Raw genomic sequence first — 14,420 nt, 5'->3', positions numbered from 1 at the left:
CGGTTCTACACTTAGGGACGACAAGAGTCACGGGATCGAAAGATCAGTCAGACCATCACAGCATCGACAGGAACAGGGTAGGGTAGGCATCCTGCCTGCCACCGAAACAGCCCAGGGCGCTGTTCTACCAGGTTTGGGGAGACGAAAACAGGGTTATGGAAAAGCTAGCACCGGATCAGCGCAACTATTACTATCTCACTGAGGCGAACCGCACAGGTATCCACAAGCCCCTCTTGGCGGCACTCCATGCCGTTCAGGGGCAGCCGCCTCTGGCCGATGGCGAAACGGGCCTGGGCTTGGTGCCCATCCATCAGGTTGACTTGGCCCAGGTGGAAACCTTTATCGGCCAGGTGCAGGTGACGGCCAACACCCTGCGCCGCCTCACCCAGCGGTTGATTGACCAAGGCTGGGCCAATGCCGACCTGTGGAACGCCGCCGCCGGACGCTATAGCGACCGATTCCTCGCCACGGTGGCCGAGGGCTATACCCCCACCGTCGAGGAAACCGACGCAGCCCAACTGGAACCCTGCGAGGGGCCAGTCCTAAGACAAGCCTACCTGGCAGACTTGGCCGCAGACGGTGGCGATATCCCCCCCAAGGGCCTAGCCCAGCTTGACCCCACCCTGCTGGCCTTTGTAGAACGGGTGCCCCCCAACTACAGCCGCCTAGAGAGCCAGCGACAGGCCCTAGTGGAGGCGGTGCGGCTGTGGCGACAACTGGACGCCGCCGAGGCGGTCTATGGGGTGCTTCAGGTGCCCGTGGTGGATCAGGTGCCCGACGAAACCGCCCTAGACCAAGCCCTGCTGGCCTTTCTCCAGTCGGCTCTGCGCTACTATTCCGGCTACCCCCACCAGCGGGAGGCGCTGATTCGCCTGGTGCAACTCTGGCGCAAACTGGACTCCCGCGAAGACACCATCGCCACCCTCCTTGCCAGCGATCCCTTCGCCCACGAAACCAACCTGCCCATCATCGATCCAGCCCTGATCGCCTTTGTGCAAACCCTGCCCAGCCTCTACCGGGGCCAGGGCGACCAACGCTTTGCCCTCACCGAAGCCTACCGCCGCTGGTTTGAGCTAGAGTCTCGCAATGAAGCCCTGGAAAAACTGGGGGTGAACCCCGACGACCTAGTGGCCAACGCCGACAACCCCGAAGCCCTGATGGGGACGGCCCAAACCCTAGACCGGGCGCTTCTAGACTTTGTGCAGCGCCTTCCCACCACCTACACCGAAACTGAACCCCAGCGGGAAGCCCTGATTCGTCTAGTGCAGCTTTGGCGCAGGCTGGAGGGCCGCACCGCCACCGTGCAGGCGTTGCTGGAGGAGGTGCGGCGCATGGAACGAGCGGCCCCCACCTCGCCCGATGCCATGCCCGTGCCCCTGGCGCTGCCCTCGCCGCCCCGCCCCTCCCGCTGGACACCCCACAACATTCAGCTCGCGGCCAGCATCGTGCCCAACGGCAACTTCACCTGGGCCGAAGCCACCCGAGGCGGAGCCCGGATGCCCCCCAACCAGGCCACGGTGGATGCCATTGTTCGCATTGCCCAATTGGCCCAGCAGGCCCGTGACCGCCTGGGTCGGCCCTTCATCATCACCAGTTGGTATCGCCCTGCCAGCATCAACCGCCAGGTGGGAGGCGCATCCCAGAGCCGCCACATTGTGGGTGACGCCATCGACTTCCACTGCCCCGGCCTAACGGGCAACCAGATCTACTGGTTCCTCGATCCTTGGTGGCCCGGTGGCCTAGGCCGCTACCGCCGCTACCCCAACCTGGCTCACCTCGATGCCCGCCCCAACCGCGCCCGCTGGACCCATTAGCCCTAGACCCATGGGGGGTGTCCGAGACCCGCGAAAGTCGGGCTGCTTAGCGCTACCCCCGCCGCACCGGGAAGGTAGGTACGGTGGAGGGGGGCGGATCTAGCTCGATGGTGGCGACGACCTGGCCGTGGTCAGACTTCCAGGGTTCGATGGTTTCGTCGAGCAGGGTTTGGTCAAACAGGTGGTCGTTGTAGACCGAAACGTAGGTGACGCGGCCAATGCGGTCGCGGTTTTGGGCGGCAAACTCTTCGCTCACCATGATGTGGTCGAGGCTGTCGTAGTGGCCGTTGTGGATGTGGGTGTAGTAGTGATCGCCGTAGCCGAGGCGGGCCTGGATGTCCTTCACCTGGTACAGCAGCACGTCCCACACCGGGGCTTTTTTGCGGTAGGGCCAGCATTCCCAGGGGGGCTGTCCGGCCACAATTTGGGTGGTGACGGCGGTGTGGTTATCGTTAACGTCGCCCATCACAATCACCGGATAGCGCCGATCTTGCAGCACCTCCATCAGCAAACAGCGTAGGGCCGTGGCCTCCGCCGCCCGCCGAATCAGCGACCGCGCATAGCCCTTGGCCACCTCCACCGGGTCACTACGATCTACGCCATCCGCCAGGGTGGGCCGCTTTGACTTGAGGTGGATGACAAAGGCCGTACATTGAATCGTGTCGGTGAGGGCCAGATCCACCGCCAGCACCGGGTGGGAAAACCGATGAATCGGCAGTTCTGCACCGTCTAAATCCAGGGCACTACCGGGGGGAAAGTCTTCGTAGACCCGCTGATCTAAGATCGGGAACCGTGTTGCAAGGGCCAGTCCAGGGCCACGTCCGCTCCCTTCGGCCATCACAATGGTGTGCTGGCGGTGGTACTCGCTGCGGTGGAGGGCTTCCTTGAGGGCTCCCTGGTGAAACACCTCCTGAAAACCCACAATATCTACCTTCATGCGGTCGAGCTGGCGGCCAATCCAGGTAAGTTTTTGCAGGTAGTCCTCGCGGCTGTAGGCTTCGCCAGAATAAAACTCACGCTCCGGCAGGGCTAGGTTAGACAGGTTAAAGGTGCCCACCCGAAACAGGCGGCGCTCTGGGGCAGAAAGGCTATCGACCACGGCAGTACGGATCCTCGGTGATACTCCTAGGGAATCTCCCTAGGGCAAGGGCTATAGACAGTAGCCTAGCTGATCCCCGCTTCCCTGCAACCCACAGACTAGCTTTGCTGCACCAAAAATTGATTGAGCTGGGCAAAGGTGCCACCGTGGGCAGTCATGGGGCTGTCGTAGCCCTTGAGCATAACCGTATGGTGCTGAAAATAGGTTTCCCTAGAGCCTAGGGTTTGGAGAGAGTCGTAGGTGGTTTCGCCCATGGCCAGGTCAAGGCCAAGCTGCTTGGTGGAGGACTCTAGGCGAAAGGCGGCGTTCACGGTGTCGCCTAGGGCGGTGTAGTCGGGCCGATTGGCGGATCCGGTGTTGCCCACCATGGCATAGCCCGTGTTCAGTCCGGCCCCAATGCGTAGGGGAAAGGGCAACGGAAACTGCTCGTGGAGGCAGCTCGTCATGGTGGCGAGGGTGTTGACCGCCTGGAGAATATGCCGCATCTCGTCAGGGCTGGCCCCCTCTGGGCCATGTACCCACACCGCCATCACCGCATCGCCAATGTACTTATCCACCCCGCTGCCGTACTGGGTGAGAATTTCCCCCGCCCGCCGAAACCAGGTGCCGATGGCCTCGGAGAGCACTTTCTCGTCTAGTTGACGGGTTAGGCCCGTAAAGTCGCGGATATCCACCACCATCACCGAAATGAGCCGCCGGACGTGGAGCATGGCGGTGGCGGTAAACTCTCGGTCGGCATCCGCTGCTGCCGCTGCTCCGGCTGCCGCCAGGTTCTGGGCATTGGTTTTGGGGTTGGAGAAGCTGATCTCCGTTTGCCCAAAAATAATTTCGTCGCCATCTTGCAGGGTTACGGGTACACTCACCCGCCGCCCGTTGATGAAGGTGCCGTTGCGGCTTCCCAAATCAATCAGGTAGAACGATCCGTTGTCCATGCCTTGGAGCATGGCATGGTTGCGAGATATCCAGCGGTCAGGCAGGACTAAATTGTTGTCATCACTGCGGCCCACGGTCCAGCAGTGTAGTCCCGTGAGGGACAAGTAGCGTGGGCCAGCGTTGGTTTTGAGGGTGAGGTAGGGGCCAGATTCAGGGGTGTTCACCGCAGCTAACGCGCCATTCACTATCGTATTGACCTTGTTAACCCTAGGAGATGGCTGGGGCCACGGGGCTATAGAGCTATTGTGCAACTAAGTGCTTCCCCTAGCTCCGATAGCAAACGATTCTCAACACAGGGTCTAGGGTCTATGATATCGCGACCTACCGCCGCCAAAGGTCTGATGGTAAGGGTTGGAATCGCGGGATAGACGCTAGGCCAGCATGGCGCTGAGGAAAAACAAGCCATCGACAATCAAGGTGCTGAGAACGGCCCCGCCAAAGGCCCACCAGGCTAACTGCCGGGAGGTTCCTAGGGCGATGGCCGTGGCCACCAGCAGAAAGATAGCCAGCACCACCGCTCGACAGGCCGCCACATCGGTTTCGAGGGCCACCGCCGCCGCCCGCAGCACCACCGGGGCCACATCGGGCTCCACCTCCATGAGCTGCCGCCACACCGGAAACAGGTGCATCCAGTTGATATACAGGTCAGTAATGGCGGTACCGAGGAGGGAACCTAGGAAAAAGTAGCTGCCCACCCGGCCCGTGCCGTAATACAGGCACAGCACCGCAATGGGCATCCCCAGGGCTTCGATGGGCAGGTGCATGACGGGCTCCCAGCGAAACCAGCCCCAGTAGAGGGATCCGGTTAGCCAAATCCAGCCAAAACCTACGATTAAATCACCCCACACCTCCCAGCGGGGGCGTTTCATCAGCACCGCACCCAGCCACAGCCACAGGGGCGTCATCGCGAGGCTAACCCAGGGGAAGTAGCGCACCAAGGGCGCTTGAAAAAAAACTGGTAAAATAACGAGACCCATGGCCGCCCCAAAAACCTGTAGCTGTTGGTGGGAGCGACTGAGCCAACCCTGGGCCGCAGAGAGCCACAGAAATAGGCTTTTGGTCGAGGTGAGGCCGGGGGAGAGACTCAAGGGAAACCTTAGAGGCAACTTAACTAGTTGTAACATAACATGCCCCTAGGGGGGATGGGCCGAGCAGGGCAGAATTTCCGCAGGTTTACGCTTTTCCTTAATATTTTCCCTGGGGCAACGAGGGCGGCGGCGGTGGCATCCCCTGGGCTAGCCGAGGTCTGGGGGCTTAGTCATCCCGTTAAGGCTCTGCAAAGCTGTGCCCAGGACAGGGAAGACTATCCGTGTTACCCCTTACAATGCCCAACAACGCCCCTGGTGTTACGCCTATTGTCTGAGTCATTTCTGAGTACATTGCTGAGTAACTGAGTAATTCCTATGATTTCAACGGCTCTAGCCACGGCCTTCATCCATGTCCTAGGCCCCGCATCCGTCGTATCCCTAGGATCTGTCCCGTCTAGCTTGCCCTTGGCCCAGGCGGGTCATCCAGCGGTGATGGAGACGATGAGCATTTTTCAGGCCATCGTGATCGGCCTGGTGCAGGGGTTGACAGAATTTTTGCCGATTAGTAGCACCGCCCACGTCAAGATGATCCCGGTGGTGCTGGGCTGGGGCGATCCGGGGGTGGCCTTCACGGCGGTGATTCAGTTGGGCAGCATTGCGGCCATTCTCTGGTACTTCTGGGATGATCTGCGCCAGGTGACGGTGGGCATGGTGCAGGCCACCCTAGACCGCAAGTTTGATGCGCCGGATTTTCGCCTGGGCCTAGGCATTCTGGTGGGCACCCTGCCGATTGTGGTGGGTGGGCTGCTGATCAAGGTCTTCATTCCCGATTTTGACAACTCTCCCCTGCGGAGTAGCGCCACCATTGCCGTGGTGTCTATCGTCATGGCCCTGCTGCTGGCGGCGGCGGAATGGGTGGGGCGGCGGCAGCGCACCTTTGATCACCTCACCCTCAAGGATGGGGTGCTGATGGGGTTAGCCCAGGCCCTCGCGCTGATTCCCGGCGTGTCTCGGTCGGGGTCTACCCTGACGGCGGGGCTGTTTATGGGCCTGGAACGGGCGACGGCGGCGCGGTTTTCCTTTTTGCTGGGGGTGCCTGCCATTACCCTGGCGGGAGTGGTGGAACTGAAGGGCTTGCTAGACAACGGCCTCGGCAATGTGGGGCTGATCCCCCTGCTGGTGGGGCTGCTGACCACCGTTGTGTCCTCCTATCTCTCCATTGTTTGGTTGCTCAACTTCCTGAAGCAGCACAGCACCTGGGTGTTTGTGTGGTACCGCCTCGCCTTTGGGGCCGCCATTTTGCTGGCTCTGGTGACGGGCCGAATGCAGAATATCTAGCGGCACCCAGCGGCCCTTAAACTGGATTTTGGCTCTGGGTTTCGACTCCGCTCAACCCTCTGGCTACCTGGTTCGGGGGCATTGAGCGCAGCCGAAATGCGTTTTACAAATCCTTGTGACCCCTCACTTCACTAAACCGATAGGAATTGTTACTTGGCTAATCTGCCCTAGGGGCTTAGGTTTCAGCCCTTGGGTCAGATTGTTGGCCACAAAACTGGGTTAGTGCTGTTGAGGACGGGCATACTCAGTAACAAATGGTTCTGACCAGGGGGTGGCCCCACGCCAAAGCCCTTATCCTGGTGGAAGGCACGTACTCGATTGGCTTCATCCTGTTTGATGGGGGTTCCTTAACACCATGGCTGCATCCGCAATTCGTCCAGCTCGCATTTCCCGCGTTTTACCTGGCTCCATTGCCGAGGAATTGGGGTTTGAGCCCGGTGATGCCCTAGTCGCCATTAACGATCAGTATCCCAGGGATTTGATCGACTACCGCTTTCTCTGCGCCGATGAGGAACTGACCCTAGAGGTGCTCGACCGCGACGGCAAAACCCATCGGGTGGAGCTCGAAAAAGACATCGACGCCGACCTAGGGCTAGAGTTTGAAACCGCTCTGTTCGATGGGTTGATGCAGTGCAACAACGCCTGCCCCTTCTGCTTCATCGACCAGCAGCCCCCCGGCAAGCGCGACACCCTCTACCTCAAAGACGACGACTATCGCCTGAGTTTCCTCTACGGCAGCTACCTCACCCTCACCAACCTGCTGCCCCAGGAGTGGGAGCGCATTGCCCAACTGCGGCTGTCACCCCTCTACGTCTCCGTCCATGCCACCGAGGCAGAGGTGCGGTCGCGGCTGCTGAAAAACCCACGGGCGGGCCAAATCCTAGAACAACTGGCCTGGTTCCAAGCCCAGCGCTTGCAAATTCACGCCCAGGTTGTCGTTTGCCCCGGCATTAACGATGGCGACCACCTCGAAACCACCCTGCGGGATCTCGCTAAATTCCACCAGGGCGATATTCCCGCCGTCACCTCCGTGGCCGTGGTGCCTGTGGGGCTGACCCGCTTCCGCCCGCCCCAGGATGAATTGACCCCCGTCACCGCCGACCAAGCCGCCGCCACCATTGCCCAGGTCGAAGCCCTCCAGGCCGAATTTATGGCCCAATTTGGCACCCGCTTTGCTTGGCTGGCCGATGAATGGTACCTGTTGGCCAACCAAGAAGTACCCAGTGCCGACGACTACGAAGACTATCCCCAACTGGACAACGGCGTGGGCTCCATCCGCCAGTTCCTCACCCAGTTTGAGGACTCCGCCAGCAACTATCTGCCCGACGCCGTTCACCCGCCCCGCACCCTCACCTGGGTGGTGGGCAATGCCGTGGAGCACGCCTTCCAGCCCATTGTGGATCGGCTCAACCAAGTGGAAGACCTGACCGTGCAGCTCGTGGCCCTAGCTAGCGACTATTGGGGCCGAGACCTCACTGTCACCGGACTGCTGACCGGGCAAGACCTGATGGCGGGCCTAGACGGGAAGGAACTGGGAGATGCCCTGCTGCTGCCTACGGTGATGCTGAAGCCCAGCGATAGCGGCCAACCCGAAGACACCCTCTTTTTGGATGACGTGAGCGTGGCGGAGGTAGGGCAGCGGTTCAAGGTGCCCATTCTGCCCATCGAAGACACCGATGCCCTGGTGAAAATCTGCTGCGGCGTGGTGCCCAAGGCAACCTACACTAATCTGCAACCCGCCGTGGGCTACTGGGCTCCGTCCTAGGGTTGGATCTAGGCAATTTGCCTACAGGATGCCCCTAGGGTAGATCGCCAATTTCCCCAGCGTTAATCCCAGGTTGGCCCCCAAGTGTTCGTGGATCTCTACCCTAGGGTAGGTCACGGGGCAAACGGCTTTCTCGTCTGGCCAAGTGCCGATATGCTAAAACACTGGAGGACTGGGTCAGCACCCCTGGGGTTCTGGCGGCGGTTCTTTTTTGAGTGCGATGTTAATGTTTATCGTTGCTGTGGCCTGTGGTGTTTATGCGTGACTCGTGCCGTCGTCGCTTGATCCGTCTTGGTTTGGGGGCGGCTGCCCTGGCTTGGCCTACGTTGCCCGCTGTGGCCCAGCCTGAGACCCTGGTCAGTGCGGGATCTAGCCTTCCTGTTCTTTTGTCTTCCCCAAAAACTCCCGCCACTTCGGCTAAGGGAGACCCCACGACCCTCAATCTGATCCAGGGGGATAGGGCTTTGCTCGCCCTAGATCCAGAGGCAACCCCTGCGCCTGCTGACCAAGACACCCTGCCTCTCCAGGGGGGGGATCGGCCTGACGCTGGATCGGCCTCCGAGGCCGCTGAGCCAAATTCAGCCGAACCCGTTCCCACAAATCTGGTCGACCCTACCTTGCCTACCGAGGTCACAGCGCCTCGGTCTGACCTGGATCTGGACTACCTCAGGCCCCATCCCAATCCCCTGCGGCTGCAAACCCAGCCTGCTGAGGTGGAAATTGTCGGCACCCAGCCCATTTCCCTAGAAACCGCCATTGAACTGGCCTACCGCAACAGCGAGGAATTGCGGATCGCCCAGCTTCAGCTTGAGCGTAGCTATGAAGGGCTGCGGGCCGAGCAGGCGCTCCGGTTGCCCACCGCCGACCTCAATGCCACCCTGGAGGTCACGGATCAAACCAACTTTGGCCTAGGGCTGAACAACACCGCCACCCGCTTCAATAGCGGCATCCGCGCCGACTATGACCTGGGGGTGTCTGGGGAGCGGGCGGCCCGTATTCGGGTGGCTGAAGAGCAGGTGCGCTTAGCGACGCTTCAGGTGGAACGCGCCCAGGTTGAACTGCGCCTGAATACCATCACCGACTACTACGCGGTGCAGGAGGCCAGTGAGCAAATCCGCATCAACCAAGCCTTCCTGCAAGAAGCCGAGGAAAACCTGCGCATTACCCGGCTGCGGGAGGAAGTAGGCGTGGGCACCCGGTTTGATGTGCTGCGGGCCGAGGTGCAGGTGGCCAATGCCCGCCAAAACATTACCCAAGCCCAAAGCCAGCGCGACATTGCCCAGCGCCAACTGGCCCGCCGCCTGAATGTCCCCCCCTCCATCAACCTCACCACCCTGGGCGTGGAGGTGATGGGCACCTGGCCCCTGAGCCTGGAGGAAAGCATTGTGCTGGCCTACCAGAACCGAGCCGAACTAGAGCAGTTCCTCGTCGAGCGGGAATTTAACGAGGCCCAGCGACAGGCCACCCTCGCCCGCACCCGGCCCAGCGTGGGGCTGTTTGCCCAGTACAATTTCCAAGCCCTGCTGATTACGCCGGAGGGCGTGCCCACGAGCACCAACGATGGCTTTGCCATGGGGGCACAGTTAGCTTGGCGGCTTTACGATGGCGGTGGCACCCGCGCACGGGCAGCCCAAAGCGAGCTGGATATCCGCATCGACGAGTTTGAGTTTGAGAATGCCCGCAACCTGATCCGCATCCAGGTAGAGGAAGCCTACTACACCCTGCAAGCCAACCAAACCAACATTGACACCGCCACCCTCGCCGTCAGTCAAGCCCAGCAGGCGCTGAGGCTGGCCAACCTACGCTTTGAGGCTGGGGTGGGCACCCAAACCGAAGTACTCAGCGCCACCAGCGAATTGACCCAAGCCGAGGGCAACCTCGTTCGGGCCAAGCTAGAGTACAACCGTGCCCTAGCCCGTCTAGAGCGGGCCGTGAGCAACCTGAGTACCCTGCCCCGCTAGGCTAGCCGACAGCGGTGGGGTAGTCGGCACAGAGCCGCTCGATCACCTGTTCGGCGGTCATCAGCCGCTTCAGCACCACCTGGTTAAACGCCGACTCGCTTTCAGCGACGGGTTTGACCTCCACCATCAGCACCGCCTCCTCTACCTGGTAGAGCCATAGGGTTTCACCCTGCTCATGGATCGCCAAGTTGAGACGACGCAGGTGAGGTTTGCGCTGCCAAGCCCGCTCATTCCAGAGGCCACCAAACTCCCATACGCGGCCCGTCACCCAACCATCGGAAAGAAAAAAGTATTTCACCGTTCACTCTGTCACACCATAGGTCTCTGGCATTATCCACCGTCACCTTGTTCTTACCCAAGGATTTCCTCAAGACGGCCCTGAATGGCTAGGGCGATGGCCCACCAAGGGCAGGGCTAGGGGACAGGTTTGGGGATCCCTAGGGATCGTCATCGCCGCCCGGATGGGTTCTGGTTTCCCAATCGCCATCGTCTCCCCGCTGGGGTCTGATTTCCCAACGGTTTGCGCCGGAGATTGTTGGGGATGGATTCCGCTTAGGGCTAGAATAGGTAGTCGGTCTTGCCACCACGTTGTTGTTTTAGCGCTGTCTCGGAAGTCACCCCATGATTCGCGAAGTCTTCATGCCCGCCCTCAGCTCCACCATGACCGAAGGCAAAATTGTTTCCTGGGTAAAAGCTCCGGGCGACAAGGTGGAAAAGGGCGAAACGGTGGTGATTGTTGAGTCGGACAAGGCGGATATGGATGTGGAGTCCTTCCATGAAGGCATCCTTGCGGCCATTGTGGTGGAGGCGGGCGGCACCGCTCCCGTAGGCGAAGCCATTGCCCTCCTTGCTGAAACGGAGGCCGAGGTCGAAGCGGCTAAACAGCAGGCCGCCGCCAAAGCCAGCACGATGGGGGGTGAGGCCGCTGCTGCTCCCGCTGCTCCCGTGGCCGTGGCCGAAGCCCCTGCGGCAGTTTCAGCCCAAAACGGAACCACTGCTAGCCCTCGCAGTGGCCGTGTCGTCATTTCGCCCCGTGCCCGCAAGCTAGCCAAAGACCTCAAGGTAGACCTTGCTACCCTACAAGGCAGCGGCCCCCACGGTCGGATTGTGGCCCAAGATGTAGAACTGGCCGCAGGGAAAACCCCCACCCCCACTGGCCCCGCCACGACGGCCCTGGTGGCGGCTCCGGCTCCGGCTCCCCTGCCCGTGGTGGCCGCTGCCCCAGCTCCCGCCCCTAGTACGGCTCCCCTGGGGCAGTTGGTGCCCTTCAGCACCCTGCAACAGTCGGTGGTGCGGAATATGAACGCTAGCCTCACGGTACCCGTCTTCCACGTCGGCTACACCATCACCACCGATGCCCTAGATGCCCTCTACAAGCAAATCAAATCTAAAGGCGTGACCATGACTGGGCTGCTGGCCAAGGCCGTGGCCGTAGCGCTGAAGAAACATCCCGTCCTCAACGCCTACTACACCGACCAAGGTTTGCAGTACCGCCCCAACATCAATGTGGCTGTGGCCGTGGCTATGGAGGGCGGCGGATTGATTACCCCCGTGCTGCAAAACGCCGACCAGCAAGACATCTATTCTCTCTCGCGCACCTGGCGCGATCTGGTAGAGCGCTCTCGCGTGAAGCAGCTCAAGCCCGAAGAATATACCTCTGGCACCTTTACCCTGTCGAACCTGGGGATGTTTGGGGTGGATAGCTTCGACGCCATTCTGCCCCCTGGTCAGGGTTCCATCCTAGCGATTGGGGCCGCCAAGCCCACTGTGGTGGCCACCGCCGACGGCCTGATGGGCGTGAAGCGACAGATGCGCGTTAACATCACCTGCGACCACCGAATTATCTACGGAGCCGATGCCGCCAGCTTCCTCAAGGATCTGGCCGACGTCATTGAAAATAATCCCCAATCCTTGACGCTATAGGGCTGAGCCATCCCTTCCGTCTGCTTCGGTTTGCCCCCTGGTTGACGGACAAACCTGGCTAGAGCCCATAGCTGCTGGAGGGGCAGGAGACCTGACCCCCACGCGAACCCAAGGCTGTAGGGGCGTGGTTTCGTGCCCGATGCAGAATCTTCGGTCAGCTAGTCAGGGTTGCCCCAGTCATCTATTGCCTGGGGCATTTTTGTGGCGTTTCCAGTTGCTGTCGAGGCACCTGATCAGAAGCCAGGTTTTGATGGTTTCTCTTGCCTCCAGATCGAAGTGATTAGGGCATTCCAGTCCTTTTCAACGAAGCGTAAAGATTAGTGATCGATTAATGAATCATGGTCGCGTCTAGGAGGCGGCAACCGTAAGATATAGGCAGTCTTACTGACCGATCTCAAACTTAATCAAACGTGTCCCCTTTGCGATAGTGCAGTCAGCCAGCGGGATTTCAGCCGCCAAGACTTTCTAGCAATTAAAGGCCCTTTCAGTGAATTCTTGCCCCTCAAGATGCTGAGATAGGGGTTAACTTTAGGTGCCTAGAAATACGGCAATTTAGATCTTGAGGGCTTTGTTTTCTCCTAGGGGAAAGTCCAGAGATCCTTTGAAGTCTATGGATTTTGTCCTGTCTGGGCCGCAGTGTTTGAGAGGTATGCAGAAGTGCATTTTTTAGCTAAACCTAGGTTTTACTGAGGAGTAACGAACGATGAAACGACCTCTGCCATCGGTTTTAGTAATGGTTGGCCTAGTGGGTATAGCAGCGGCCCCTGCCTTTGGCCAGCTTTCAACGCTGCCCCCCCTTCAGTTTTGTAGTAGCCGTTTCCCCGCTCCTTGTCCCCAGTATTTTGTGCCCCGTGATGGTATCCCTGTTCCCAACTTAGAAATTGTTCCCTGGGATAGCCCTCGCGCCGTTGAATTTTTGAATACCTTCACTGCCGAGACGCCCTCAGACTCTTTACTCGGGCAGTTTATTCAGAGGGCTGGCTCTGATGCCATCATCCAGGTCATTCAAGAAGGGGTGAATGATCCGGCTTTAATTAATAGCTTTGGGCGGTTGGTTCTAGAACTATCGGAAGAATCTCCCGAACCTGACCAACTACAGCAGGCCGAGGCCGACTTTCTCTCTTGGCTACAGTCTCAGGTGTCCTTTATCGACGATGATCAACCGACCATTGATGACGATGATTCTTTGCCAGAGGAGCTTATCCCCCTTCAAGAGGCCATTACTGAGGTGTTAAACACCCTGCCCACCGAGGAGCGAGAGGCCATCCTGAACCTACCGGAGGAGGAGTTGGAAGCCGTTGTGCTGTCCCTCATTCCTCAAACCCCAGTAGCCCACCTATCCCTTAGCCAACGAGGACAGGAAAGTGTCTCTCGGTACCTCCTAGACCGCACTCAACTCCGCAGACGGATGCTGCAAAACCCTGCCCCCATGGGTGCTGCGCGTCCTAGCCTAGATCTGTCTGGCCTAAACCTCTCAGCCTTGGCCACCGCTGAAGGGCTACCGTTCTCTGGGGTGCCCCCTGCCGCTGTCTCTGGATCGGCCCCAGATTCAGCCCGTGCTGTGCGGGAGGCGCTGCGGTTGGAGGTTGAAGCCTACCCCATGGCCACCATGGCTGCGGATTTATTCAAGGCTGCGGCATCGCCACACTCCGCCGATGTCGCCCCCGTGGCCCAGGAAACCTCCCTCACCCCCGCCGCGATCCACCGTCCTTGGTCAGCGTTTATTTCTGGGGATATAGCCTGGGGAAATGCCCAGGGCGTGCCAGACTTTGATGTAAATCAATACGTCATCATGGCCGGGGCAGACTACACGTTTAATCCTAACTTTCTGCTGGGGGGCGCTATTGCCTACAGCACCGGAAGCCAGCGGAATGACCTAGCAACGGCGGATGCCGATAGTGTCTCCCTCAACCTCTATGGCACAGGCACCTACGGCTCCGGCGGCTATACCACGGGCTTCATCGGCTACGGCTTTGATAGCTTCAGCAGTCGCCGCACCATTGCCATTCCTGGCAGTCCCCTTACGGCCCTGGGGTCTAGCAGCGGCAACCAATTTAATGTTGGGGTAGAAACAGGCTGGTTTTTCACCACCGGGGGAGTCATTCTGGAGCCATCCCTGGGCTTGAGATATGTCAGCAACCGGGTGAATGGCTACACCGAAACAGGGGCTGATCCTTGGGCTACGGTGATAGACGGCTACAACAGCAATTCCACCATTGCCAACCTGGGTTTGAATGTGGCCTACCCCATTTTGACCGGAGATCGCTACATCTTGCCCTTTGTCGGGTTGGGGCTAAATCATCGCCTGGGCTATTCGGCCCCGGTGATAACGGCCCGCTTTGTGGGCGGTGGAGACAGCTTTGTGCTGCCCATAGACGACATTGACCGCACCTGGTTTGACCTCACCGCTGGGGTCAGCGCCGACCTGAGCCCTAATACCGTGGGGCAAATCCTGTTCCGCACCGATCTCGGTCGGTTTGATGCCAACCTCAATAGTCTCTCCGTCAACCTGCGCCATCGGTTCTAACCCTTGGCAACTAGACCGCCACCGCGCAACAA

10 protein-coding genes are annotated in these 14,420 nt (G+C 59.8%); 6 read left to right on the top strand and 4 right to left on the bottom strand.

Features of this window, described 5'->3' with window-relative positions; genetic code table 11:
• The first annotated feature begins 155 nt into the window (after positions 1 to 155).
• Positions 156 to 1,814 (top strand): D-Ala-D-Ala carboxypeptidase family metallohydrolase, encoded by a 1,659-nt coding sequence (locus tag GFS31_RS18790; protein ID WP_198806247.1) that lies wholly within the window; start codon positions 156 to 158, stop codon positions 1,812 to 1,814.
• Positions 1,815 to 1,866: 52 nt separating this feature from the next.
• On the opposite strand, the gene GFS31_RS18785 is transcribed toward GFS31_RS18790, so the two are convergent.
• From GFS31_RS18785 to GFS31_RS18775, 3 genes are all read right to left on the bottom strand, one after another.
• Positions 1,867 to 2,913, bottom strand: a complete 1,047-nt coding sequence (locus tag GFS31_RS18785) for an endonuclease/exonuclease/phosphatase family protein (RefSeq protein ID WP_198806246.1) — start codon at positions 2,911 to 2,913, stop codon at positions 1,867 to 1,869.
• A gap of 98 nt (positions 2,914 to 3,011) precedes the next feature.
• Entirely contained in the window at positions 3,012 to 4,010 is a 999-nt protein-coding gene (locus tag GFS31_RS18780) for an adenylate/guanylate cyclase domain-containing protein (protein WP_198806245.1), read from the bottom strand.
• Positions 4,011 to 4,217: 207 nt separating this feature from the next.
• Positions 4,218 to 4,934: a DUF3120 domain-containing protein gene (locus GFS31_RS18775; RefSeq protein WP_225907503.1), complete on the bottom strand. Its 717-nt coding sequence runs from the start codon at positions 4,932 to 4,934 to the stop codon at positions 4,218 to 4,220.
• Positions 4,935 to 5,249: 315 nt separating this feature from the next.
• Between GFS31_RS18775 and GFS31_RS18770 the strand changes: the two genes are divergently transcribed.
• The 3 genes from GFS31_RS18770 to GFS31_RS18760 all read left to right on the top strand — a co-directional run bounded on the left by GFS31_RS18770 (position 5,250) and on the right by GFS31_RS18760 (position 9,938).
• The gene (locus tag GFS31_RS18770) at positions 5,250 to 6,212 is read left to right on the top strand and encodes an undecaprenyl-diphosphate phosphatase (RefSeq protein ID WP_317135048.1); all 963 of its coding nucleotides are present in this window, start codon (positions 5,250 to 5,252) and stop codon (positions 6,210 to 6,212) included.
• 355 nt (positions 6,213 to 6,567) lie between these two features.
• Positions 6,568 to 7,977, top strand: a complete 1,410-nt coding sequence (locus tag GFS31_RS18765; protein ID WP_198806244.1) for a TIGR03279 family radical SAM protein — start codon at positions 6,568 to 6,570, stop codon at positions 7,975 to 7,977.
• A gap of 257 nt (positions 7,978 to 8,234) precedes the next feature.
• Positions 8,235 to 9,938 carry a TolC family protein gene (locus GFS31_RS18760; RefSeq protein ID WP_198806243.1) on the top strand — a complete coding sequence of 568 codons (1,704 nt, stop codon included), beginning with the start codon at positions 8,235 to 8,237 and terminating at the stop codon, positions 9,936 to 9,938.
• 1 nt (position 9,939) lies between these two features.
• Here the strand turns inward: GFS31_RS18760 and GFS31_RS18755 are convergent, their stop codons facing one another.
• On the bottom strand, positions 9,940 to 10,236 hold the full coding sequence (locus tag GFS31_RS18755) for a hypothetical protein (protein WP_198806242.1): 297 nt from the start codon (positions 10,234 to 10,236) through the stop codon (positions 9,940 to 9,942).
• 323 nt (positions 10,237 to 10,559) lie between these two features.
• Between GFS31_RS18755 and GFS31_RS18750 the strand changes: the two genes are divergently transcribed.
• Positions 10,560 to 11,861, top strand: coding sequence for a dihydrolipoamide acetyltransferase family protein (locus GFS31_RS18750; RefSeq protein WP_198806241.1), 1,302 nt, complete (start codon positions 10,560 to 10,562; stop codon positions 11,859 to 11,861).
• Positions 11,862 to 12,564: 703 nt separating this feature from the next.
• Positions 12,565 to 14,388 (top strand): autotransporter outer membrane beta-barrel domain-containing protein, encoded by a 1,824-nt coding sequence (locus tag GFS31_RS18745; RefSeq protein ID WP_198806240.1) that lies wholly within the window; start codon positions 12,565 to 12,567, stop codon positions 14,386 to 14,388.
• Positions 14,389 to 14,420 lie beyond the last annotated feature (32 nt).

Source organism: Leptolyngbya sp. BL0902, assembly GCF_016403105.1.
Lineage (GTDB): Bacteria > Cyanobacteriota > Cyanobacteriia > Phormidesmidales > Phormidesmidaceae > Nodosilinea.
Note: the sequence above shows the minus strand (reverse complement) of the source record. Positions and strands in the feature narration are given on the sequence as shown.